Genomic DNA, 23,480 nt, shown 5'->3' with positions numbered 1-23,480 from the left:
CCCATGACTGCACCGGGAATTCGCCGCAAAACCAATTTGCCGCCGGGGCCTTGTCGCGCCCGACGACGCCCGGATGCCCTCTGGAACTCCGGCGGCCAAAGGCGCAGACTGCCCCCAAGCAGCAAGGAGTCCTCACCATGTCCGTCACCCATCTGAAACCCAACATGGATCACTGGCAGGAACGGGTTGACCTCGCCGCCGCCTTCCGCTGGACCGCGCGGCTGAACATGCACGAAGGCGTCGCCAACCATTTCTCGCTGGCGATCAACGATGACGGCACGAAATTCCTGATGAACCCCAATCAGAAACATTTCGCGCGGATCAAGGCTTCGGATCTGATCCTTGTCGATGCCAACGACCCCGAGACGCTGTCCGGTCCGGATGCGCCCGACCCCACCGCCTGGGGTCTGCACGGTGGTCTGCACCGCCACTGCGCCCACGCCCGATGCGCCATGCATGTGCATTCGATCCACGCCACGGTTCTGGCCTGCCTTGCCGATCCGACGCTGCCGCCGATCGATCAGAACTGCGCCACCTTCTACAACCGCATCGCCTATGACGGTGATTATGGTGGCCTCGCTTTCGAAGATGAGGGCATCCGCTGCGCGCAGCTGTTCACCGATCCCAAACAAAAGGTCATGGTGATGGGCAACCACGGTATCATGATCATCGGCGACACAGTGGCCGAAACCTTCAACCGGCTCTATTACTTTGAACGCGCCGCCGAGACCTATATCCGTGCCCTGCAAACCGGTCGCCCGCTCAAGGTCCTGAGCGACGAAATCGCGGAAAAGACGGCACAGGAACTGGAAGCCTACCCCGAGCAGGACACCCGGCATCTCGCCGAACTCAAGGCAATTCTGGATGGCGAAGGGTCGGATTACGCGCACTGACCGGGGTAGAACCGGAACGGCGTCCCGTCAGGCGCGCAGGCCTGTCTCGGCCAGCAGGCCGCGGCGCTTGGCTTCGTAGTAATACCCTTGCGAATACCACTTTACCGCCGTGTCATAGCTGCCGTTCGCCAGCAGCCAGGCACCGCGCAGGTATTTGACGGCGTATTTCAGGTTGGTTTCCGGATCCAGCAGATCCGAGGCTGATCCCTTGTGACCCATGCCGCGCGCCGTGGCCGGAAGGATCTGCATCAACCCGTAATACGGGCCGTTCCGTGCGCCCGGGCGATGCGTGCTTTCGCGGATCGCGAGCCGGTGCACCAAGGGGCGCGGGACGCCGTACAGATCGGCATATTTGTTGATCAGCTTGCGCAACTCGCGCGTTTCGTTGGGGTAAAGCGGCGGCTCAAGCGGCGCGGAGCGGGTCGAAATTTCGGGAATACTCCCGCTGGAACACGCGGCCAGCGACATCAGAATCGTACCCAGAATGGCACGGCGGGAATAGGAATGCATCGCAGCTCCAGCTTGTGATCTCAGAAATTTTGTACACAGTTGGATCTTTGCTGCCACCTGCGGTGTTTTTCATGGGCAATTCTTTGCCAAATGCCCTCAGGCCGACTGGCCGCCGCCCCCGGACACCCGGAATATTCGGGGGCAGATGAAACCCCTTTGGGGGCCGGCTGACACAAGCCGCGCCGCCCCGGACGCCGCCAGACCGGGCGCAATTCCTTTGTGGCGAAAGGACAATTTTTCGCAGCGTCTTTCGGGGTCTGGTCGGAATTTCCGGCTGTGCGGTACGGCGCGACCTTGTCGGCCCTGCGGGAACTCCGATCGGCAAAAAGGCGCCGCTGATTGCCATCGCGGCCGTCGCGCGCCTCTGGCGCTCGCCCCGAACGCGCCTCTCCGCAGGCTGCCGACAGCCGAATCGCCCGAAACGCCGAAATAAGCCGCCCGAAGGCGGTGCAATGCGGGGCCCGGTTCAAGGCTTGCAAAATCTGTGCCACCGCCTCATTTTCCGCGCCATGACAAACACATTGCTTTCACTGGGTCACGGCTACTCTGCCCGCGCCCTTGCCGAACTGCTTTTGCCGCAGGGCTGGCGCATCCTGGGAACCACACGGACCCCGGAAAAGGCCGAAGCTCTGGCCAAAACCGGGATCGAACCCGTCCTGTGGGAGGAGGAGGCGCTGAAAGCCGCACTGGCGCAATCCACCCACCTGCTGGTGTCCGCCGGGCCCGGCCCCGACGGCGACCCCAGCCTGAACCTGATCGGTGACGCCATCGCCGCCCATGCGCCAAACCTGTATTGGGCCGGCTATCTGTCCACGACCGGCGTTTACGGCGACCATCACGGTGCCTGGGTGGATGAAACCACCCCCCTGACCCCCGGAACCGAACGCGGCATGCAACGCGTCGAAGCCGAGGCCGCCTGGGGCGCCATAACCGGCCTGCCGCTGCACGTCTTCCGGCTTGCCGGGATCTATGGCCCCGGGCGCGGCCCCTTTGCCAAGGTGCGCGCAGGCAAGGCCCGCCAGATCATCAAGCGCGGTCAGGTCTTCAGCCGCATCCACGTCGACGACATCGCCCGCGTGCTCGCCGCGTCAATCGAACGGCCCAACCCGGGTGCTGTCTACAATGTCTGCGACAACGACCCCGCCCCGCCGCAGGATGTGATCGCCCATGCCGCACAACTGCTGCAACTGCCCGAACCGCCAAAGGTGGACTTTGCCAAGGCCGAGCTGACCGATATGGCCCGCAGCTTCTATGCCGAGAGCAAGCGCGTCTCGAACGAGCGTATCAAGAACGAGTTGGGGGTCGAATTGCTGTACCCCGACTACCACGCCGGGTTGGCCGCGCTGCTAAGGGACGAGTCGCCCTAGGCCCGCTTGCCCATCTGCGCCACGCCCAGCGTGTCCAGCACCTTTGCCTCGATATCCTCGGCGTTCAGACCCGCCGTGGCATACATATCCGCCGGGCTGGCCTGATCGATAAAGATATCGGGCAGCACCATCGAGCGGAACTTCAGCCCGGTGTCGAACACGCCCTCTTCGGCCAACAGCTGCGCGACATGGCTGCCGAAACCGCCCACGGCGCCCTCTTCTATGGTGATCAGCGCCTCGTGATCGCGGGCCAGTTTCAGGATCAGATCGCGGTCCAGCGGCTTGGCAAAACGCGCATCGGCAATCGTCGGCGTGATCCCACGCGCGGCCAGCGCCTCGGCGGCGCGGCGCACCTCGCCCAGACGCGTGCCAAAGGACAGGATCGCAACCCGCGACCCTTCCTGGATCATCCGGCCCTTGCCGATCTCCAGCACCTCGCCACGTTCGGGCATCTCGACGCCAACGCCTTCGCCGCGCGGATAGCGGAACGCGATGGGGCCGTCGTCATGCGCCGCCGCAGTAACAACCATATGCTTCAGCTCGGCCTCATCCGCCGCTGCCATGACGACAAATCCCGGCAGGTTCGCCAGATACGCAATGTCGTAACTACCCGCATGGGTCGCCCCATCCGCGCCAACCAGCCCGGCGCGGTCGATGGCAAAGCGTACCGGCAGCCGCTGAATCGCCACGTCATGGACGATCTGATCATACCCGCGTTGCAGGAATGTCGAATACATCGTGCAGAACGGCCGAAGCCCGCCCGCCGCAAGCCCCGCCGCAAAGGTCACCCCATGCTGTTCCGCGATCCCGACGTCGAAACACCGGCTCGGGAACCGTTCGGCAAACAGGTTCAACCCCGTGCCATCCGGCATCGCCGCCGTCACCGCACAGATGCGGGGATCTTCGGCGGCCAGTTCAACCAGCGTCTTGCCAAAGACCGAAGTATAAGAGGGCGCGTTCGACACCGCCTTTTTCTGCTCGCCGGTCAGCACATTGAACTTGGCCGTCGCGTGGCCCTTGTCCATTGCCTCTTCCGCCGGGGCATAACCCTTGCCCTTCTTGGTCAGCACATGGATCAGCACCGGCCCCGACGCGCGCGCCTTGACCGTGCGCAGCACCGGCAGCAACTGATCAAGGTCATGCCCGTCGATCGGCCCGATATAGGAAAACCCCAGCTCTTCGAACAATGTGCCGCCAACCGCCATGCCCTTGAGCATTTCCTTGGCCCGCTTCGCCCCTTCGCGGAACGGTTCGGGCAGAAAGCTGACAGCGCCCTTGGCGGCGGCTTTCAGATCGTGGAACGGCGCCTCGGCGTACAGCCGCGACAGATAGGACGACATCGCGCCCACGGGCGGGGCGATGGACATTTCGTTGTCATTCAGGATGACGATCAGCCGCTTTTTCAGGTGGCCTGCGTTGTTCATCGCCTCATAGGCCATGCCGGCCGACATCGCGCCATCACCGATCACCGCAATCGCATCGCCATGGCCGGTGTCACAGGCCCCACCCAGATCCCGCGCCACGGCAAAGCCCAGCGCCGCCGAAATCGAGGTACTGGAATGCGCCGCACCAAACGGATCATAGGGCGATTCTGACCGCTTGGTGAAACCGCTCAAGCCCCCCTTCATCCGCAGCGTACGGATGCGGTCGCGACGTCCGGTCAGGATCTTGTGCGGATAGGTTTGATGGCTGACGTCCCAGATGATCTTGTCGCGCGGCGCATCAAACACCGCATGCAGCGCCACGGTCAGTTCGACGACGCCTAGCCCCGCCCCCAGATGCCCGCCGGTTTCCGAAACGGCCGATATGGTTTCGGCCCGCAGTTCATCCGCCAGCCGCCGCAACTCGCCATCCGACAGATGCGACATGTCGGCAGGAGACTGAATCTTGTCCAGCAGCGGGGTCTTGGGTAGCGACGACATGACGTCTCCTTACTTGCGGCGGCCCGGTTTGGGGCCTTAGCTTTGGCGGGAGATAACGAAGCGCGCCGCCTGCTTCAAGTTTTCCGCGCCGTTGCCATAGACAGATAGGGCATCACAGGCGGTTTCGACCAGTTCAGTTGCGCGTTTCTGCGCCCCCTCCAGCCCCAGAAGCGAAACAAAGGTCGCCTTGCCCGCCACGGCATCCTTGCCCACGGCCTTGCCCACGGTCGCGGCATCACCCGTCACGTCCAACACATCGTCTGCGATCTGAAACGCCAATCCCAACGCCTGAGCATAATCCTGCAAGGGCCGCGTGTCGGCCTGCGCCAGACGCGCCCCGGCCTCGGCGGCCCAAACGATCAACGCGCCGGTCTTGCCCTGCTGCAGGGCAGTAATCTCGGACAATGTCAGGGGAATGGTGGCACATTCCGCAGCGATATCCAGCGCCTGACCCAACACCATTCCCTGCGCACCACTGGCCCGGGCCAGCGACAGCGCCAGATCGGCGCGCACCTCTGGGACGCCAACCTCGGGCCGCGCCGACAGCTCGAATCCCAGCGCCTGCAAGGCATCGCCCACCAGCAGCGCCGTGCCCTCATCCCATTTCACATGTACCGTGGGCAGACCCCGCCGCAGGGCATCATCATCCATGCAGGGCAGGTCATCATGCACCAGACTATAGGCGTGGATCGATTCTATCGCCATCGCGGGCCAAAGCGCGCGCTGCGGATCAATGCCGTGCAAACGCGCCGTTTCCAGCACCAGATAGCCGCGCAACCGCTTGCCGCCATGGGTCGCGTACCGCATCCCCTGCACCACAGGCAGGTCGGGATACCCGGCGAACAGCGCATCGAAACCGGCCTGAAGGGTCGCCCCGGTCTTCCTCAGCTCGTCACGGAACAAATGTCAGAGGCCTTCGACCGGCGTCAGACCCTTGGGGTTGCCGTCGCCGTCCAGCGTGATGGCCGCCACCTTTTCCTCGGCTTCCTTCAACTTGGCCTCGCAGCGCTTTTTCAACGCCGCCCCGCGTTCGTACAGCGTGATCGATTCCTCAAGCGCGACATCGCCGCGTTCCAGCTGTCCGACCACCTGCTCCAGCTCGGCCATGGCCTGCTCGAAACTCATCTTGTCCACCGGGGTCACGGTCATTTTGCTGCCTCCAACAATTCCTCGACATGGGCCTTCGCGGCCGCGCTCAGCGCCTCAAGATCATAGCCACCTTCGAGTGTCGAGACCACGCGCCCATCGCACAGCTCTGCCGCAAGCTTGCACAATTCCGCCGTCAGCCAGCGGAAATCGCCGGTGCTCCAGTTCAGCTGCGCCAGCGGGTCGTCCTGATGGGCGTCGAACCCGGCCGACAGGATGATCAGCTCGGGCTTGAAATCGCGCAGCCGGGGAAAGACCCGGGTTTCATAGACCAGTCGCATGTCGGCCCCGGTGCTTTCGGGCGGCAGCGGCAGGTTCAGGATGTTGTGATGCGCGCCCTGCTCCTCGGGGCGGCCAGATCCCGGCCAAAGCGGCATCTGCTGGCTGCTGATCAGCAGCGCGCGGGGTTCATCCCACAGCAGATCCTGCGTGCCATTGCCATGATGCACATCGAAATCCACCACCGCCACGCGGCTCAGCCCGTGATGATCCAGCGCATGTTTCGCCGCCAGCGCGGCATTGCCGAACAGACAGAACCCCATCGCCGTTTCGCGTTCCGCGTGATGCCCGGGCGGGCGAATGGCGCAGAATGCGTTGGGCACTTCACCGCCCAGCACCATATCCACCGCCTTGATCACCGCCCCTGCTCCACGCAACGCGGCGTCCATCGAACCGGGCGAAAGCCACGTATCCCCGTCGATCTGGTGTAACCTCTGGTTCGGCAGGCTGGCGCGCAGCCGGTCAAGATATCCCTGCGGATGGATGCGCAACAGATCATCGTCACTGGCCAGCGGCGCAGTGACCCGGGTCAGCGGCAGCGGCTCCAGCGCGTGCAACACATGCTCCAGCCGCGCAACCCGTTCCGGGTGGCCGTCGGGCGTGACATGTCTCAGGCAATCGGCATGGGTGATCAGTGCGGTCATGGTGTCCAGTCTCTGTGTCGCTCAGGCGCGGGGCCGTTCAGTGGCTTGCCCGACCAAAGCCCGAAAGCCCCGGCAGGGCAACCCCGCGCCCAAAGTCGCCGTTCAGTCCGGCGCCAGCATATAGCCCGCCCCGCGCACCGTCTGCAGATAGCGCGGCTGTTTCGGATCACTCTCGATCTTGCGCCGCAGCCGGGTGATCTGCACATCCACCGCGCGTTCCTGGCTCTGCCCGCGATCACGGCCCAGATCCTCGACCAGCTTGGACCGGCTCAGCGCCTCTCCCGGTTGCCCGGCAAAGATCTTCATCAGCTGGCTCTCGGTTGCGGTCAGCCGCACCAAGGCTTCGCCGCGCCACATCTCGCCCCGCTCGATGTCATAACGAATCGGCCCCAGCGTCAGCAGCTTGGGCGCGGCTTCCTTGTGCGACACCTCGGGCATCCGCCGCAGGATGGCGTTGATCCGCAACAGCAGCTCCTTAGGCTCGAACGGCTTGGCCAGATAATCATCCGCCCCCGCCTCAAGCCCGGCAATACGATCCTCGGTCTCGGACTTTGCGGTCAGCAGCAGGATCGGCGTGTTGCTCTTTTCGCGGATCGCGCGGGTCAGGCTCACGCCATCCTCGCCCGGCATCATCACATCCAAAACGATCATGTCGAAATCCAGCCCCAGCAGGATGCGCCGCGCATGGCCCGCATCCCGCGCCGCCGTCACCATAAACCCCTGACGTATCAGGAACTTCTGCAACAACCCGCGGATGCGTTCGTCATCATCCACGATCAGCAGATGGGCGTCGGGGTCGCTCATCCGCGTCCCTCCCGCAGGGTGCGGTACTGTCGCTTCATGTCGGTATCCATCATCGCCTCCAGTACCCTGCGAAATCCCGCAACCGCCTCGGGCCCGGCCTGCCGAAAGGCCGCCCGCATCCGCGACCGCTGCGCATCCGACAGCCGCTGTTCCAGTTTCTGACCCTCTTCGGTCAGGAACAGATGCCGTTCGCGCTTGTCCATGCGGCCCACCCGGCTTTCGACCAGACCATCTTCGATCAGCGTGCGTAGCACCCGGTTCAACGATTGCTTGGTCACGCCCAATATGCCCAGCAAATTGTTCACCGTCGTGCCCGGTGCGCAGTTGATAAAGTGGATCGCTCGGTGATGCGCCCGCCCATAGGCCAGCTCCTGAAGGATCAGATCAGGGTCTGCGGTAAATCCACGGTAGGCAAAGAACATCGCTTCGATACCCTGCCGCAGCTGTTCGTCGGTCAGAAACAGGAGCGATTCGCCCCCATACATCTGCACGTTTTGTACCTCTGCCATCGCCATCCCCGCTTTGCCGTTCAAATTCTGGGCAGTTACAGCCTACCCGCACTTTAAGTCAGCCTTGTTGACATTCCAACCCTGAACTGGTAGCGAGCCGCAGTTTTAACGCAACAATATGTCCGAAACGGACGTATCTTACGCAATAAATGGAAATTTGCGAATAAGGAGAGCGCGCAATGACCGGGGCATATGATGATCGCGATGGCAAGATCTGGATGGATGGGGCGCTGGTAGAGTGGCGTTCGGCTCAGGTCCACGTCCTCACGCACGGGCTGCACTACGCCAGCTCGGTTTTCGAAGGTGAACGTTGCTACAACGGCAAGATCTTCAAATCGCGCGCCCATTCCGAGCGTCTGCATTTCTCCGCCAGCTGCCTCGATTTCGTGATCCCCTATTCGGTGGACGAGATCGAAGCCGCCAAGACCGCTGTGCTTGAGGCCAACGGATTTACTGACGCATACGTGCGGGCGGTTGCGTGGCGCGGCGCAGGCCCGGACATGGGTGTATCGTCAAAGAACAACCCGGTGCGGCTCGCCATCGCGGCATGGGCCTGGGGCAACTATTATGGCGATGCCAAGATGAAGGGCGCCAAGCTCGACATCTCGAAGTGGAAGCGCCCCTCGCCCGAAACGATCCCGGTGCATGCCAAGGCCGCCGGCCTCTACATGATCTGCACCACCTCCAAACACGCGGCCGAGGCCAAGGGCTGTTCCGATGCCCTGTTCATGGACTACCGCGGCTATGTGGCCGAAGCGACCGGCGCCAACATCTTCTTCGTCAAGGACGGTGAGGTTCACACGCCCCTGCCCGATTGCTTCCTCAACGGGCTGACACGCCAGACCGTGATCGGGATGCTGAAGGAACGCGGCATCACCGTGCACGAACGTCACATCATGCCCGAAGAGATGGAAGGCTTTCAGCAGTGCTGGCTCACCGGCACCGCGGCCGAGGTTACGCCCGTTGGTCAGATCGGCGATTACACCTTCGAAGTCGGCGCATTGACCCGCGAGATTTCAGAGGCCTACGAAAAGCTGGTGCGCAGCTGATCCGTCGCACCTTCGCGTGCCATAAGAAAAGGGCGGGCCGCATTGGCCCGCCCTTTGACATTTTCACGATGCAAATTCGGCGCCGGGGCAAACACATGCCCCATAGCGCCTGTCAAAGCTGCCCTCAGGTCAGCGCGCGCAGCATCGTGGTATTGCTCTGGATCACGGTGTTCAGCTCGACGATCTTCGTCAGGCGGGCCTCGATCTCGTCCTGACAGGCGTCAAGCTGATCGACAATGCCGCCCAGCGCATCGCCCGTTTCGGACAGCGCCGCGCTCTCGATCTTACACATCATCCGGGTCGAGCTGAGGCCCGTCACATAGCGTTTCATGTCCAGAACGCTGCGGGCAAGGCGTGTCGCCTCGACCTCGACAATGTGCAGCGCCGAAGCGGCTTCGCGTTTGTAGCTGGCCGCCTCCTCCGTCAGGATTGCATGCTCGGCCGGAACATCCACATGATCCGCGATCGTGTCGGATTGCTTGCCGAATTTCTGGATTGTTTCACGCTGTAGCTCGGAAAGGTAGGCCAGAAACTGACCATAGAGGATCGCATCGCGGATACGGGCAAAGGTGCTTTCGGGGCCTTCCACAAAGGTCCGCACCCAGGTCGCCATCTCGTCCAGCATGGACCCGTAGTTGACGGAAATTGCCGAAATCGGGCCGCCGGCATTTTCCAGCCGTGATGCGAGGATACGCATGTTCATCGGAACGGTACGGATCGCGTTAAAGGAAACCGTCATCAGATTGGTTTCACTCTGTACGCCGTTGATCGCCTCGCTCATCATCTGGAACCGCTTGGGAACCTGATCCTGGACCTGATCCAGCCTCCGGCAACGTTCGTTGACCTCTGTCGCCAGCGAATAGCTTTGGAACACCTCATAGGAATCGTAGCCAAGCGCCTTCAGTTTCCCCAGCATTTCCTGCGCCGATGCTTCGGGCTTCATGCCGGCGGCTTCTGCAGCGCAAAGCTCGCGGTACATTGTCTTGATCTTTTCCAGCATCTTGCTGGTCGGCTTGATCTGTACGGACAAATACCCGTCTTTGGTTGGTGCGGCGATCACATAGACCCAGTAGTACCGCCCGTCCTTGGACCTGTTTTTGACATAGGCCCCGGCAGGTTTATCTTCCTTGAGCATGTCCCACATCAACTGGAAGACAGCCCTTGGCGTGTCCGGGTGACGCAGGATCTTTTGCGGCGCGCCGATCACTTCGGACCATTCAAACCCGGAAATCCGTTGGAGCAATCCGTTCGCGGACAGAATCACCCCTTGTTTGTCGGTCCGTGAAAAGAAGATATCCTTGACATCAAACGGCACCTCGCTCGAAATCGTGCGGGCCTGTGTCACAAGGGTCGGATCCATCTGGGTCATACGGTCGGCTTTCCATGCGCTGGGGGACGTCGTCCCTGGCACATTGGCCAAATCACCTTGCCAAATAATGAACGCGGCCCCGGGGATTGCCCGGAGCCGCGCTTTTACATCAAATGATGGCCTGTTTCAGCCCGGGCTCATGCCGCGCAGCCGTTCCGAACGGCGCCGCAACAGTTCGACCACGGTCAACAGGCAGATCGATACCCCGACCAGAATCGTCGCAACGGCAAGGATCGTCGGGCTGATCTGTTCGCGCAATCCGATGAACATCTGCCATGGCAGCGTCTGCTGTTTGGCCGATCCGACGAACAGCACAACGACCACTTCGTCGAAAGAGGTGATAAAGGCGAACAGACCGCCCGAAATCACCCCCGGCAGGATAAGCGGCATCTGCACCCGGAAAAACGTCGTGACCGGGTTCGCCCCCATGTTCGCCGCCGCGCGGGTCAGCGAGCGGTCAAAACCGACAAGCGTTGCCGTGACAGTGATGATGACAAAGGGAATACCCAGTGCCGCATGCGCCAGAACCACGCCCAGATAGGTGCCCTGCAACCCGATACGCGAATAGAAGAAATACATCCCCGCAGCCGAAATGATGAGCGGCACGATCATCGGTGAGATCAGGATCGCCATGATCGCCCGGCGAAACGGCACATGCGGCTGGCTCAGGCCGATGGCAGCCAGGGTACCGAAACTGACCGACAGGATCGTTGCCGCCGGTGCAATCATCAGCGAATTGCGCAGCGCCGACTGCCATTCGTTCGAGGTAAAGAAGTTGCGATAGTGGCGCAGACTGTAACCTTCCGGATCGAAACGCAGCATCTCGGGCGTGAAGGTAAAGAAGTTCTCGGCGTTGAAGCTGAGCGGCATCACCACAAGGATCGGCGTGATCAGGAACACAAAGATCGACCCGGCGATCACCAGAAAGCTGTAGTGCCACAACACCTGCCCCGCGGTCAGATAGGGCGCCAGTTTCGCGCGGTACCGTCCTTCGCCGATCCAGTAGATGAAAAAGCTGAAGAACCAGCCGAACAGCCCGCCGACCACCAGACCCGGCACCCCGCCAGCCAGATAACCCGCGACCAGAAACAGCGCGATGATGCCATATTTGAACATCCGCTCCTTCTCGTGCCCCAGCACCTCCATCGCGACATAGGCAAGGCCCGCCAGCAATAGCGCACCGACCACGATACCCAGCAGACCCGATCCCTGCGCCGTGCCGATGAACAGCCCGGCAAAGGCCCCGGCGGCGCCAACCGTCGGAAGGGTGAAGGACAGCGGCTGTTTCTTGATTTCAGTCAGAATAGCGTTGGCCATGTCTTTACCCCAGCTTCACGTTGTCGATGCCGACGATCTTGTCATAGGCGTAGTAGAGCCCCAAAACCACGGCCAGAAGGATCGTCCCAAGTGCGGCAGCAAGGCCCCAGTTCAGCGAAGACGAAATGTGGTAGGCGATCCGGTTCGAGATGAAGGTACCGGTGGTGCCGCCGACGATCTCGGGCGTGATGTAATACCCGATCGACAGGATAAAGACGAGGATACTGCCCGCCCCGATGCCCGGCACCGACTGCGGGAAATACACCCGCCAGAAGGCCGTCCAGTTGGTCGCACCCAGCGATTTCGCCGCGCGCAGATAGGTTGGCGGGATCGTCTGCATCACCGAATACAGCGGCAGGATCATGAACGGCAGCAGGATATGCGTCATCGCCACGATCGTGCCGAACTGGTTGTTGATCATCACCAATCGGTCGGCGTCATTCACCAGCCCGAGCCAGACCAGCACATCGTTGATCACCCCCTGCTGTTGCAGCATGACCTTCCACGCAGAGGTCCGCACCAGAAGCGAGGTCCAGAATGGCAGCAGCACAAGGATCATCAAAAGGTTCGCCTGACGCATCGGCAGGTTCGCCAGCAGCCATGCCACCGGATAGCCCAGCAGGATGCAGCTGCCGGTGATCATCAGCGACATGAACATGGTCCGCTTGAACAGCAGGCCATAGATCTGCTGGTTCTCATTGCGGAACTCGGGCCCGTCCGGCGTTTTCTGCATGTCCACGGCATTCAGGAAATAGCCGTTGGTAAACTCGGGGCTGTACATCTGGATCGTCTGCCAGGTCCCGTGATCCAGCCAGTCCTCGTCGACCTCCTGCATGCCCTCCTTGAAGGTGATGGACTCAAACCCGCCCACCGCCGCATCTGCGGCCTTCAGCATTTCGGCCTGCGGACCCGTGTAACCGGTCACATCCTTTTCCATCAGGTCCTGATACAGCGCAGTGTGCACCAGCACCCAGGGTTCTTCCTTCACAAGGCTCTTGCCTTCGTCGACCTGCGTGTACTCGGCAAAGGCCGCATAGGTTTCGGCGGTACGCGGCAACAGCTCATCCATGCCGTCGGCCAACACGAATTTCGGCATTTTCTTGCCGTCAGCCTTTTTCCAGGCCTGCATCTTGGTCAGCCACGCGGGGTCGCCCATCAGCTCGGCCCAGGGCTCGGCCTCGTCCCAATTCTTGTCCAGATCGTCGAACTGGTCAAAATAGACATCACCGATATCATCCAGCGCCCGGCCCGACTGGCGGAACAGCGACGACATGCCGGTCATTTCATAGTTCAGCCGCGATCCCAGCCGGGTGTGCAGCTTGCGCTCGGCGGCGATGAACAGATCGTAATACAGACCCTCATAGACAGCCTCATCCGGCAGTTCGCCGGTTTTGGCGTCCCAGTCGGCCAGCCGTTCGGTGGTGCGCGGCAGCGTTTCAGACACGATCCCGTTCTGGATCGACCGGAACAGCATGTCGGCAATCGGCGCGATAAAGGTCAGCAGCACAAACAGCAGCAGCGGCGCGATCAGCATCAGCGCGCGCATCTTCTGCAGCCGCAGCGCACGGTTCAGACTTTCCTTGAGAGGGCGGCCATCGGCGGCAAGCACCTTGCCCGGCTTCTTTTGCCCGGGGGCAGCTCCGGCTGTTGCGTCGGTCATGTTATACCCCCTCGACCAGAATGATTGTGCTGTCGGCTGTCTTGCGGCGGATTTCGGCAACGATCTGATAGGCAGGGTCGTTGTAGGCGCGTTTCGCGGCCTCGAAATCCGGGAATTCTATAACGACATGACGCTCTTGCGTCGCGCCTTCGGGGGTCTCGGAGTCACCGCCACGCACCAGAAACCGTCCACCAAAGCTTTCGAACAGCGGCGTGTCCAGCCGCACATATTCCTTGTAAGCCTCGGGATCGTGTACCGTGACATGGCCAATGATATAGCCTTTGGGCATAGCCCGTCCCCCGTCATTTTCTTATGGTCCGACGGCCCCATGTCAGGGCCGCCGGAAATATTATCCGCAGGGCGGGGTTCACCCCGCCGCCGCGTGGCTTACTTTGCCAGCCAGGACTGGAACTTCGCGTCGATGTCGTCGCGGTAGTCGGCCCAGAAGCTGTAGTTATAAAGGAACGTGTTGCCAGCGTTCGCCGGATCGGTCGGCATGTGCTGCTTCATGTCCTCGGGGACCAGCGGAGCGGACGATGCACGTGCCGGACCGTACGAGATGTACTTGGCCTGATCGGCAAGACGCGTGGTGTCGGTGGCGAACTTCACAAAGTCCTTCACGCGCGCCAGACGATCCTCGGGCAGACCGGTCGGGATGATCCAACCGTCAAGGTCGAACACCTGAGCGTCCCACATCATCGCAACGGGCTGTTCCTGCTCGACGATGACCGAATACAGACGACCGTTGTAGGTCGAGCCCATGAACACTTCGCCATCCGCCAGCAGCTGGGGCGTATCCGCACCGGCCGACCACCAGATCACGTCGTCCTTGATCGTGTCGAGCTTGGCCAGAGCCTGGTCCTGACCTTCGGCCGTTTCCAGAACGTCATAGACGTCATCCTTGGCCACGCCGTCACACAGCAGCGCCCATTCCATGTTGTTGATCGGACGCTTTTCCAGCGCGCGCTTGCCGGGATACTTTTCCACGTCGAACACGTCACAGATCTGGCTCGGAGGCTCGACACCTTCGGGAACCATGTCGGTGCGATAGCCGAATGTGGTCGAATACACGATCTGCGGGATGTAGCAGTCGGAAACGATCAGATCGCCAAAGTCATCTTCGGCCGACGAACCGTCATCGCCGGGGGCGAGCAGCTCTTCGGGATCGTATTCCATGGCCAGACCTTCGTCACACAGACGGATCGCATCCGCCGCAACGACGTCGACCAGATCCCAGGTGATGTTCCCGGCTTCGTTCATCGCGCGCAGCTTGGCCACGGCCTCGTTGCTGCTTTCGTCCCATGTCACCGACACATCAGGGTGCATTGCGACGTAAGGCTCGGAATATGCCTTCTGCTGGCTGGACTGGTACGCCCCGCCCCAGCTGACGATTGTCATGCTGTCGGCCATATCCTGCGCGAATGCGCCGCTGGCAGCAACGGTCAGCGCCGTTGTCGCCATAAGAGTCTTTTTGAATATCATTGCAGTCTCCCTACACTGCCCGTCTGCAGTAAGGGGTCCGGGTGACGGGCACACAGAGCCGGACCCTCTTGTTCACCGTGCTGTCATGCCCGGCAGGGCACAGCAGCGCGATATTCGGTGAAGTCTATGGCGCATCCAGTGCGCGGCAATCCTCGGGCAGCCAGCCGATCTTGACCTTCTCGCCGGGGCTGAGACGGATCTGATCGGCACGGTTCCGGGTCTTGACGACAAAGTCATCGCGTCCCGCAACCCGCAGACGGGTCCGGAACACATCGCCCATGTAAACGAATTCCAGCACTTCAGCCTGTAGCGTATGGGCATCAGGGCCTAGCTCTGGATTGAATTCGACACGCTCTGGCCGGATGGACACACGGGTCTTTTCCCCAACCTTGGACACGTTGACCGGCACCGCGTCGATCACATCGCCGCTTTCCAGCCGCACGGTGCAACGATCGCCACGGATTTCCTGAATGGTGCCGTCCAGCGCGTTATTCTCGCCGATGAACTGGGCCACAAAACTGTTCTGCGGCTTTTCATACAGCTCATCCGGCGGTGCCAGCTGCTGAATCCGGCCATCGTCGAACACCGCAACGCGGTCCGACATGGTCAGCGCCTCGGTCTGGTCGTGGGTGACGTAAACCACTGTGATGCCCAGCTCATGCGCCAGATTGGTGATCTCGAATTGCAATGTCTCGCGCAGCTGCTTGTCCAGCGCGCCCAGCGGTTCGTCCATCAGCACCAGTTCGGGTTCAAACACCAGCGCGCGCGCCAGTGCGATCCGCTGCTGCTGACCACCGGACAACTGCGTCGGACGACGCCCGGCAAAGGCGCCCATCTGCACCATGTCCAGCGCGCGCTTGATCTTGGCCTCGCGGTCGGACTTGCCCATCTTGCGCACTTCCAGCGGGAAGGACAGGTTCTCGGCCACGGTCATATGCGGAAACAGCGCGTAGTTCTGGAACACCATGCCGATGCCGCGCTTGTGGGGTGAAATGTCGTTGATCGACACACCGTCCAGCTTGATCTCGCCGTGGGTGGCTGTCTCGAAACCCGCCAGCATCATCAGGCAAGTGGTCTTGCCCGACCCGGACGGTCCAAGCATGGTCAGGAACTCGCCCTTGGGCATGCTGAGGTTCAGGTCCTTGACGACCAGAGTCTCACCGTCATAGCTCTTTTGCACGCGTTCGAAAGCTACGAACGCATCTTGATTTGCCATATCTGTCAAAGACTGGCCCCCTGTTTGTTCCGCGGATTGGTTCCGCTGTCATAACCATGACTAAACCCCCTGACCGACCTTCTTGCAACTGCCTACGTAGATTTCTGGCTGATTTGCGGGCACATCAGGTCATTTGATCACATTTTTCGCACTTTGCAGTCAAAACCACCGGATCAATTGGGTTTCCTGCCCGTTCCGGCCATCCCCGCACAGGTTCAGGCCGGGGCAGCGACAGCCAGCCCACTGTTTCGACAACATAGAATCACCCGCGACAACCCACCCTGAAATCCCCCCAGTTGTGCACAACTGACAATAGGCTCGCCCTTTGAAACGGGATTCCCCGCCAAGAAAACAGGCTGTTAGTTCACAAGCGTCAGCACCGTGTCGCTTTTCGTTGGGTCAGGTTGTGCACCTTCATGCAGCATTGTCGTACTCGCGTCACAATCCCCACGAGGATGCTCAATGCTCAACCACCGCTTTGCCAAGGACCTCCCCTTTACCGAAGGCGAATACAAACGCCGCCTGGCCAAGACCCGCGCCGCGATGGAACGCGCCGGTGTCGATATTCTCTGGGTCACCGATCCGTCGAACATGGCCTGGCTCACCGGCTATGACGGCTGGTCCTTCTATGTGCATCAGGGCGTGCTGGTTCTGCCCGACGCCGATCCGGTCTGGTGGGGCCGCAATCAGGACAGCAACGGCGCGATCCGCACCGTCTGGATGGGCGATGACCGTTGCATCGGCTACGCCGACAACTACGTCCAGTCCACCGAACGCCACCCCATGCAGGACCTTGCCCAGCGCCTGATCGGCATGGGCCTTGATAAACTGCGCATCGGCGTCGAACTCGACAACTACTACTTCTCGGCCAAGGCCTACATGACCCTGGCCGCCGAACTGCCCAACGCCAAACTGATCGACGCCACCGCCCTGGTGAACTGGCAGCGCGGCGTCAAATCCGAAGAAGAGCTGGTGTTCATGCGCCGCGCCGCCAAGATCTCGGAAAAGATCGTCGATGGCCTGATCGAACGGGTCGAACCCGGTGTGCCCAAGAACGAAGTCGTGGCCGAGGTTCAGCGCGACGCGATCATGGGCGCCGACGGACACTGGGGCGATTACGCCGCCATCGTGCCGCTGCTGCCCTCGGGGTCCGACGCCGCAGCACCCCACCTCACGTGGGATGGCCGCCCCTTTGTCAAAGGCGAGGCGACCTTCTTTGAAATCGCCGGCTGCTACCGCCGCTACCACGTCCCCTTCTGCCGCACGATCTTCCTTGGCCAGCCGTCCGAAATCTTCCTCCGCGCCGAAGCCGCGCTGGTCGAGGGGCTTGAGGCCGGCCTAGAAGTCGCCCGCGCCGGCAACCGCGCCTGTGACATCGCCAACGCCCTTGCCGCCCCGCTGGAATCCGCCGGCATCGAACGCGGTGCGCGCTGCGGCTATCCCATCGGCATCAGCTATCCGCCGGACTGGGGCGAACGCACGATCTCCCTGCGCGCCGAAGACGAAACCGTGCTTGAACCCGGCATGACCTTCCACTTCATGCCCGGCCTCTGGATGTCGGACTGGGGTTTGGAGATCACCGAATCCATCGTGATCAAGGAAGACGGCGCCGCCGAAACCTTCTGCAACCGCCCCCGCAAGATGTTCGTCAAGGACTGACCATCCGCGCCGCCCCCCCCCACTCTCTCGGGGCGCGGCCCACCCCCCGTGATCAGCCAGACAAAGGTAGACATGACCCTCCTGACCCGCACCGAGGCGATCCTCGCCGATCTCATCGCCTTCCCGACCGTCTCGATCGACCCCAATGTCGAAATGATGGCCTATATGGCGACCCTGCTCGAAGATGCCGGCGCCCGCGTCGAACTCTTCCACGACGCAACCGGCAAAAAGGCGAACCTGTTCGGCACCATCGGCCCGGATTGCGAAGGCGGCATTGTCCTGTCGGGACATTCCGACGTGGTGCCGGTCACGGATCAGGACTGGTCGACCGACCCCTTTGCCCTGTCGGAACGCGGCGATTTCCTGATGGGGCGCGGCACCTGCGACATGAAGGGTTTCATCGCCGCCACCATCGCCATGGCGAAACCCTATGCCGCCCATACCCTGCGCCGCCCGATCCACTTCTGCTTTACCCATGACGAAGAAACCGGCTGCGTCGGCGCAAAATCCCTTGTCCCCGAGCTACAGAAACGCGGCTACAAACCGTCGATCGCCATCATTGGTGAGCCCACCGAAATGCGCATCATCGAAGGCCACAAGGGCTGCTGCGAATACACCACCCGTTTCACCGGGCTCGAAGGGCACGGATCAAACCCCGACCGTGGCGTGAACGCCGTCGCCTATGCGGTGAAATACGCCACCCGCCTGATGGAACTGGCCGAGGAACTCAAAACCCGCGCCCCTCGCGATTCCCGCTTTGATCCGGCATGGACCACGGTCAACATCGGCAGGCTGCACGGCGGCCACGCCCACAACGTCATCCCCGGCAAGGCGGAACTGGAATGGGAAATGCGCCCGGTCCAGTACGGCGATGGCGAATTCCTCCGCGAAATGCTCGAATCCTACATCGAAACCGATCTGCTGCCCGCCATGCGCGCCGTCAGCCCCCGCGCCGACATCACCACCCAGATCATAGGCGAAGTCGTCGGCCTTGAACCGATGGAGGTCAACATGGCCCGCACCCTGATTGCCGCGCTCACGGGCTGCGAAACCGCCGATGTCGTCCCCTTCAACACAGAGGCCGGCTTGTTCCAGCAACTTGGCATGTCCGCCGTGGTCTGCGGCCCCGGTTCCATCGCGCAGGCGCACAAACCCGACGAATACCTCGCGCGCGCGCAGCTTGCCGACTGCCTGACCATGCTCGACGGCCTGGGTCAAAGCTGCGCGGAATGACCAAGGCAACCTCCCGCCACCAGCGGCTCTATACCGAACTGCGCAGCCGCATCTGCCTGCTCGACTACCCGCCCGGCACCCGCCTGTCCGAAGAAACCCTTGCCGCCGACTTCGGCACCTCCCGCACCCCGCTGCGCCGCGCCCTCGCCCGGCTCGAAGACGAAGGGCTGGTGATCTCACGCCACGGCGTCGGCACGCTGGTCACGGATGTGTCGATTGGCGAACTCACCCAGACCTACGCCCTGCGGCTCGAACTGGCGCAGCTGACCGCCGCCCTGTCGCCCCGCCCGGTGACCGCGCAAACCCTGTCCGAAATCGACGACTTCGTGATACGTGGAGAGGACCTCGTGGCCCAGCCAGACCCGCGTGCCTTTGCCGAACTCAACATGGCCTACCACGGCTTTGGCCTGTCGCTCAGCGACAATGCCCCCCTGCGCGACACCGCAGAACGGCTCTATTTCCACACCGCCCGCATCTGGCTCATGGCGATCCCACGCATGGACCTTGCACAGGAATGCGCGATCTTTCTGGACGAAATGCGCCAGACCCGCGCCGCGCTTGCCCTGCCCGACCTTCAGGCCGTCGCCCTGATCCGCCGCGCCCATATCTCGATGAGCTTTCGGCGCCTTTCAATGCTCTGACCCCCGCGCCCTCAGCGCGGCGGGCGGCCACGATAGACCGGCAGACACCAGCCAAACAGGATCGACCCGGCCCGCAGGGTGAATGTCACCCCCGCACAGATCAGCGCCACAAACCCCTCGCCCAACCCAAAGGCCTGCGCCATCACCGCCCCGGCGGACCCGGCAAAGGCGCAGGTGACGTACAACTCGCCCTGTTTCAGAACCAGCGGCACCTCGTTCGACACCACATCCCGCAGCAATCCGCCCATGCAGCCGGTGATCATGCCCATGACCACCACCACTGTCGGCGACTGCCCCGCCGACTGCGCCACACCCGCGCCCGCCGCGACGGCGACGGCCAGCGCGCAGGCATCCAGCCACAGCAACACGCGATACCGGCTCTCCAGCAGATGCGCGGTCAGGAAAACCACCAGCGCCGCACCGCAGGCCACCCAAAGATACGACGGCTGCGCCATCCAGAACACCGGGTTCCGGTCCAGCAACACATCCCGCACCGTCCCGCCCCCCACCGCCGTCAGGCTCGCGAAAAAGCAGAACCCCACAATGTCCAACTGCGCCCGACTCGCCACCAACGCGCCGGTCAGGGCAAAGACCAGCACCGAGGCATAATCGAGAAGGCTCAGAAGGGACATGGCAGCTCCGGATGACATTGCATTGCCGCGCAATAGCGCCTCGTGCCGCCGCTGTCATCACTTGCGCCGGATGGAGGGTAGCACAGGATCAAATCCATTGCCGGGAACGGCGGGAACCATGCTGCAAAGATTACGGACGATCACCTGAGCGTGTGCACTCATGTCAATCTCACTGAGATATGTGAAAAAGCTTGGCTCTGCCGACCTTCGAGGTAGATTGTTTGCCTTTGAGGCGTCACCCAGCCTAAGATTTTGGATCACACAAACAGGCTTGGGTAGTCATGGGGCAAGAACTGACGATAGCCATTAAGATGGCGAATACTGCAGATGCGCTGGTCGCGCGCGTAAGAGAAGCAAGGAAGGGGCCATTTACAACGCCAAGCAACGCACGTCTGTTCGCTGATATTGGGATAGATCCGATGCTGTTGGCGCTCGCGATGGAGTTGGCGCTAAAGGCTTGGATTACCTTGGATCAAGGCTCCAAAATCATACGCGAGCACAACCTTTCCAAGCTCTTCGACATGCTCCAGCCAGAACAGCAGGAAAAAATAGAAAGCGATTTTCGAATTGCGTGTCCTTGGTACAATCAATCATATTTGAATCCCCTCGGAAAGGATGTTGCGTCAATACTGGACCATCATGCTGATGCCTTCGTGAAATGGCGATACATGCATGAAATGACGCACGGCTCCTTTAGCAGTTCAGATATGGAAAACGTTATAGAGAGCGTGCTGAGGCTTTTTAGGGCCAGGTACACTTCGCAAACACTAACCCGCAATTCAGCATCATAGTCCCGCATTGTGGAAAGAATTTTCGCTGCTCCGGTCGTTATCCCTGTTCCGATCGAGGTACGGCCGAAATGGAGTCAGTGAGCCTAGATCAACAGCTCGGAGCTGCCGGTCACACCCCCCAGCACTCCGGCAAAGACCGGCGGCAGGTCGCAACGCCCCGCCCGTATGGCCGCGCAGCCATACGAAAACCATACGGTTTCCATACGTCTGCCATACCGGTATTTCACGGTGATGAAACGGGGCTCAGCCCCCCGAACGACCCGTCTTGAACGGTGCCATTCCGGCCCGGGCGAGCTCATCTGCGCGTTCGTTTTCCGGGTGGCCGGCGTGGCCCTTGACCCATTCCCAGATCACCACATGACCCTTCTGCGCCTCGTCAAGCCTTTGCCAAAGCTCGACATTCTTGACCGGTTTCTTCGCGGCAGTCTTCCAGCCATTGCGCTTCCAGCCGTGGATCCAGCTGGTGACACCGTTCTTCACATAGGTGCTGTCGGTGTAGATGGTGATCTCAGTGCCCCGCGCCAGCGCCTCAAGCGCATTGATCGCCGCCAGCAACTCCATCCGGTTGTTCGTCGTCCCCGACTCCCCCCCCGACAATTCGCGTTCCTTGACGACCTCGGTGCCGTTCACCGCCTGCATCAGAACCCCCCAGCCACCGGGGCCGGGGTTTCCGCTGCAGGCACCATCTGTATATGCATAAAGCTTTGTCATAGCGGCGGTTTCGCCTTCCCCATCGGCGGCGTCAAGGGCTGGCTGACCCGGACCCGTACATTTCCAAAGTCAGGGCGGGACACCCGCCGCGCCTAAAGAAAGACGCCAACCGCCAGACAGATCACCACCAGCGCCGTGAGCGGGGCGCGCAGCTGCATCCACCAGACAGGGGCCAGCCCCCAGCGCCAGAACTGCCAGTCCAGCAGCAGCACGCCGACAAAGCCGAAAATCAGGTTCGTGCCCGCCGACACCGGCCCGCCGCCGACCATGAAGAACGCCCAGAGCGCCGGGATAACCGACAGCGCATAGCCCGCCGTCGCGCGCGGGCCGGTGGCCTTGGTCGCAAAGCCCCAGAGCACGCCGGACATGAAGGCCAGGATCACAACCCCGTAGGACAGCTGCACATATGGCCCGATGAACCGCGACCCAAACGCGCCCTGGCCAAAGGTGGCCAGCGGGTCAGACACCAGCGTCAGCGCGCCCCAAAGGAACGGCACGACGCCGGCAAGGCCAAGGATCAGCGCGGCGCGGGGCACCCCGGTCATGCCGGGACCCGCAGCACGCGCGGCACCTTGAATTCCACGTTTTCCTGCGCGGTTTCAACCATCTGCACGGTCACGTCATAGCGGGCGCGAAAGGCGTCGATCACCTCGTTGATCAGCACTTCGGGGGCCGAGGCGCCGGCCGTGATCCCGACCGACCGGATCCCGTCCAGCGCGCGCCAGTCGATGTCACCCGCCCGCATCACCAGCTGGGAATAGGCGCAGCCTGCGCGCCGTCCGACCTCGACCAGCCGCTGGGAGTTCGACGAATTCGGCGCACCCACGACCAGCAGCGCATCGCAATCGGGCGCCATCGCCTTGACCGCCTCCTGACGGTTGGTGGTGGCATAACAGATGTCTTCCTTGTGCGGGCCGACGATGGCCGGAAACCGCACCTGCAAGGCCGCCACGATGCCCGCCGTATCATCGACCGACAGGGTGGTCTGCGTCACAAAGGCCAGCCGATCGGGATCACGCACCTCGACCCGGGCCACATCTTCGACCGTTTCGACCAGCAGCACGTCGCCTTCGGGCAACTGCCCCATGGTGCCAATGGTTTCGGGGTGACCGGCATGACCGATCATGATCATCTGAAGGCCGTTTTCGGCGTGGCGGGCGGCTTCGATATGCACCTTGCTGACCAGCGGACAGGTCGCGTCCACATAGATCATCTCGCGCCGCGCGGCCTCGGCAGGCACAGCCTTGGGCACACCGTGGGCGGAAAAGATCACCGGCCGGTCGGTCGGGCAATCCTCAAGCTCTTCGACAAACACCGCGCCCTTGTCGCGCAGCCCGTCGACGACGAATTTGTTGTGCACGATCTCGTGGCGGACATAGACCGGCGCGCCCCATTTCTGCAGGGCCATCTCGACGATCTTGATCGCACGATCGACGCCCGCGCAGAACCCACGCGGCGCGGCCAGATATAGGGTCAGCGGTTGCTGCGTCATCTCAACTCTCCTGCTTTGCTCAGACCTAGGTGCATCTTTCCCGACGGTCCAGTCCCCTCAGGGTCGGAAAATCCACAGACTGGCCGCCAGACCAGCAGGGGGGCACAACAGCGTGACCGGTGCACCCGGCCAAAGGGGTGCCATGATCGCTCAG

At 61.9% G+C, this 23,480-nt stretch carries 24 protein-coding genes; 7 read left to right on the top strand and 17 right to left on the bottom strand.

The annotated features are described in order from the left end of the window. Window positions 1–137 precede the first annotated feature (137 nt). Entirely contained in the window at window positions 138–893 is a 756-nt protein-coding gene (locus tag CHB75_RS03930; RefSeq protein WP_089269210.1) for a class II aldolase and adducin N-terminal domain-containing protein, read from the top strand. Between the two features lie 27 nt (window positions 894–920). Here the strand turns inward: CHB75_RS03930 and CHB75_RS03925 are convergent, their stop codons facing one another. Beyond that, window positions 921–1,403, bottom strand: a complete 483-nt coding sequence (locus tag CHB75_RS03925; RefSeq protein WP_176439050.1) for a lytic transglycosylase domain-containing protein — start codon at window positions 1,401–1,403, stop codon at window positions 921–923. 509 nt (window positions 1,404–1,912) lie between these two features. Here CHB75_RS03925 and CHB75_RS03920 point away from each other — a divergent pair. After that, the gene (locus CHB75_RS03920) at window positions 1,913–2,770 is read left to right on the top strand and encodes an SDR family oxidoreductase (protein ID WP_089269320.1); all 858 of its coding nucleotides are present in this window, start codon (window positions 1,913–1,915) and stop codon (window positions 2,768–2,770) included. On the opposite strand, the gene dxs is transcribed toward CHB75_RS03920, so the two are convergent. The 6 genes from dxs to CHB75_RS03890 all read right to left on the bottom strand — a co-directional run bounded on the left by dxs (window position 2,767) and on the right by CHB75_RS03890 (window position 8,074). Then, a complete protein-coding gene (gene dxs, locus CHB75_RS03915; protein ID WP_089269209.1) occupies window positions 2,767–4,692 on the bottom strand; it encodes a 1-deoxy-D-xylulose-5-phosphate synthase in 1,926 nt (641 codons plus the stop codon). The two genes, CHB75_RS03920 and dxs, sit on opposite strands and share 4 nt — an antisense overlap. Before the next feature lie 36 nt (window positions 4,693–4,728). Next, window positions 4,729–5,595 carry a polyprenyl synthetase family protein gene (locus CHB75_RS03910; protein WP_245840660.1) on the bottom strand — a complete coding sequence of 289 codons (867 nt, stop codon included), beginning with the start codon at window positions 5,593–5,595 and terminating at the stop codon, window positions 4,729–4,731. A gap of 3 nt (window positions 5,596–5,598) precedes the next feature. After that, a complete protein-coding gene (locus tag CHB75_RS03905) occupies window positions 5,599–5,841 on the bottom strand; it encodes an exodeoxyribonuclease VII small subunit (protein ID WP_089269208.1) in 243 nt (80 codons plus the stop codon). Continuing rightward, complete coding sequence (locus CHB75_RS03900; protein WP_089269207.1) at window positions 5,838–6,761, bottom strand: histone deacetylase family protein; 924 nt, start codon at window positions 6,759–6,761, stop codon at window positions 5,838–5,840. The genes CHB75_RS03905 and CHB75_RS03900 overlap by 4 nt, the downstream gene beginning before the upstream one ends. 102 nt (window positions 6,762–6,863) lie before the next feature. Continuing rightward, window positions 6,864–7,565, bottom strand: coding sequence for a response regulator (locus CHB75_RS03895; RefSeq protein ID WP_089269206.1), 702 nt, complete (start codon window positions 7,563–7,565; stop codon window positions 6,864–6,866). After that, on the bottom strand, window positions 7,562–8,074 hold the full coding sequence (locus CHB75_RS03890; protein ID WP_089269318.1) for a MarR family winged helix-turn-helix transcriptional regulator: 513 nt from the start codon (window positions 8,072–8,074) through the stop codon (window positions 7,562–7,564). Before CHB75_RS03890 ends, CHB75_RS03895 begins: the two co-directional genes overlap by 4 nt. Window positions 8,075–8,253: 179 nt before the next feature. Here CHB75_RS03890 and CHB75_RS03885 point away from each other — a divergent pair, with 179 nt between their 5' ends. Continuing rightward, window positions 8,254–9,123 carry a branched-chain amino acid aminotransferase gene (locus CHB75_RS03885; RefSeq protein WP_089269205.1) on the top strand — a complete coding sequence of 290 codons (870 nt, stop codon included), beginning with the start codon at window positions 8,254–8,256 and terminating at the stop codon, window positions 9,121–9,123. Window positions 9,124–9,247: 124 nt separating this feature from the next. Here CHB75_RS03885 and CHB75_RS03880 read toward each other — a convergent pair whose 3' ends face one another. The 6 genes from CHB75_RS03880 to CHB75_RS03855 form a co-directional block, all read right to left on the bottom strand. After that, complete coding sequence (locus CHB75_RS03880) at window positions 9,248–10,492, bottom strand: PAS domain-containing protein (RefSeq protein ID WP_089269204.1); 1,245 nt, start codon at window positions 10,490–10,492, stop codon at window positions 9,248–9,250. A 126-nt stretch (window positions 10,493–10,618) separates the two neighbouring features. After that, on the bottom strand, window positions 10,619–11,809 hold the full coding sequence (locus tag CHB75_RS03875; RefSeq protein WP_089269203.1) for an ABC transporter permease: 1,191 nt from the start codon (window positions 11,807–11,809) through the stop codon (window positions 10,619–10,621). A gap of 4 nt (window positions 11,810–11,813) precedes the next feature. Beyond that, on the bottom strand, window positions 11,814–13,469 hold the full coding sequence (locus tag CHB75_RS03870) for an ABC transporter permease (protein WP_089269202.1): 1,656 nt from the start codon (window positions 13,467–13,469) through the stop codon (window positions 11,814–11,816). Window position 13,470: 1 nt separating this feature from the next. After that, entirely contained in the window at window positions 13,471–13,758 is a 288-nt protein-coding gene (locus CHB75_RS03865) for a DUF1330 domain-containing protein (RefSeq protein WP_089269201.1), read from the bottom strand. Window positions 13,759–13,856: 98 nt separating this feature from the next. Continuing rightward, complete coding sequence (locus CHB75_RS03860) at window positions 13,857–14,951, bottom strand: extracellular solute-binding protein (protein ID WP_089269200.1); 1,095 nt, start codon at window positions 14,949–14,951, stop codon at window positions 13,857–13,859. Window positions 14,952–15,075: 124 nt separating this feature from the next. Next, complete coding sequence (locus tag CHB75_RS03855; protein ID WP_089269199.1) at window positions 15,076–16,176, bottom strand: ABC transporter ATP-binding protein; 1,101 nt, start codon at window positions 16,174–16,176, stop codon at window positions 15,076–15,078. Between the two features lie 453 nt (window positions 16,177–16,629). Between CHB75_RS03855 and doeA the strand changes: the two genes are divergently transcribed. The 3 genes from doeA (at window position 16,630) to CHB75_RS03840 (ending at window position 19,700) form a co-directional block, all read left to right on the top strand. Beyond that, entirely contained in the window at window positions 16,630–17,826 is a 1,197-nt protein-coding gene (gene doeA, locus CHB75_RS03850) for an ectoine hydrolase DoeA (protein WP_089269198.1), read from the top strand. Window positions 17,827–17,898: 72 nt separating this feature from the next. After that, window positions 17,899–19,059 (top strand): acetylornithine deacetylase, encoded by a 1,161-nt coding sequence (gene argE / locus CHB75_RS03845; RefSeq protein ID WP_089269197.1) that lies wholly within the window; start codon window positions 17,899–17,901, stop codon window positions 19,057–19,059. Next, window positions 19,056–19,700 carry a GntR family transcriptional regulator gene (locus CHB75_RS03840; protein WP_089269196.1) on the top strand — a complete coding sequence of 215 codons (645 nt, stop codon included), beginning with the start codon at window positions 19,056–19,058 and terminating at the stop codon, window positions 19,698–19,700. Before argE ends, CHB75_RS03840 begins: the two co-directional genes overlap by 4 nt. An 11-nt stretch (window positions 19,701–19,711) precedes the next feature. Here the strand turns inward: CHB75_RS03840 and CHB75_RS03835 are convergent, their stop codons facing one another. Continuing rightward, window positions 19,712–20,332, bottom strand: a complete 621-nt coding sequence (locus CHB75_RS03835; protein WP_089269195.1) for a trimeric intracellular cation channel family protein — start codon at window positions 20,330–20,332, stop codon at window positions 19,712–19,714. A 281-nt stretch (window positions 20,333–20,613) separates the two neighbouring features. Between CHB75_RS03835 and CHB75_RS03830 the strand changes: the two genes are divergently transcribed. Further along, complete coding sequence (locus CHB75_RS03830; protein ID WP_089269194.1) at window positions 20,614–21,123, top strand: hypothetical protein; 510 nt, start codon at window positions 20,614–20,616, stop codon at window positions 21,121–21,123. A gap of 243 nt (window positions 21,124–21,366) precedes the next feature. Here CHB75_RS03830 and rnhA read toward each other — a convergent pair whose 3' ends face one another. The 3 genes from rnhA to ispH all read right to left on the bottom strand — a co-directional run bounded on the left by rnhA (window position 21,367) and on the right by ispH (window position 23,326). Further along, window positions 21,367–21,834: a ribonuclease HI gene (rnhA, locus tag CHB75_RS03825; protein WP_089269193.1), complete on the bottom strand. Its 468-nt coding sequence runs from the start codon at window positions 21,832–21,834 to the stop codon at window positions 21,367–21,369. A gap of 92 nt (window positions 21,835–21,926) precedes the next feature. Continuing rightward, the gene (locus CHB75_RS03820; RefSeq protein ID WP_089269192.1) at window positions 21,927–22,379 is read right to left on the bottom strand and encodes a DUF3429 domain-containing protein; all 453 of its coding nucleotides are present in this window, start codon (window positions 22,377–22,379) and stop codon (window positions 21,927–21,929) included. Beyond that, the gene (ispH, locus tag CHB75_RS03815; protein WP_089269191.1) at window positions 22,376–23,326 is read right to left on the bottom strand and encodes a 4-hydroxy-3-methylbut-2-enyl diphosphate reductase; all 951 of its coding nucleotides are present in this window, start codon (window positions 23,324–23,326) and stop codon (window positions 22,376–22,378) included. The genes CHB75_RS03820 and ispH overlap by 4 nt, the downstream gene beginning before the upstream one ends. Between the last annotated feature and the right edge of the window lie 154 nt (window positions 23,327–23,480).

This window comes from Puniceibacterium sediminis, from assembly GCF_900188035.1.
Lineage (GTDB): Bacteria > Pseudomonadota > Alphaproteobacteria > Rhodobacterales > Rhodobacteraceae > Puniceibacterium > Puniceibacterium sediminis.
The sequence above is the reverse complement of the archived record's forward strand: the minus strand, read 5'-3'. Positions and strand labels throughout refer to the sequence as shown.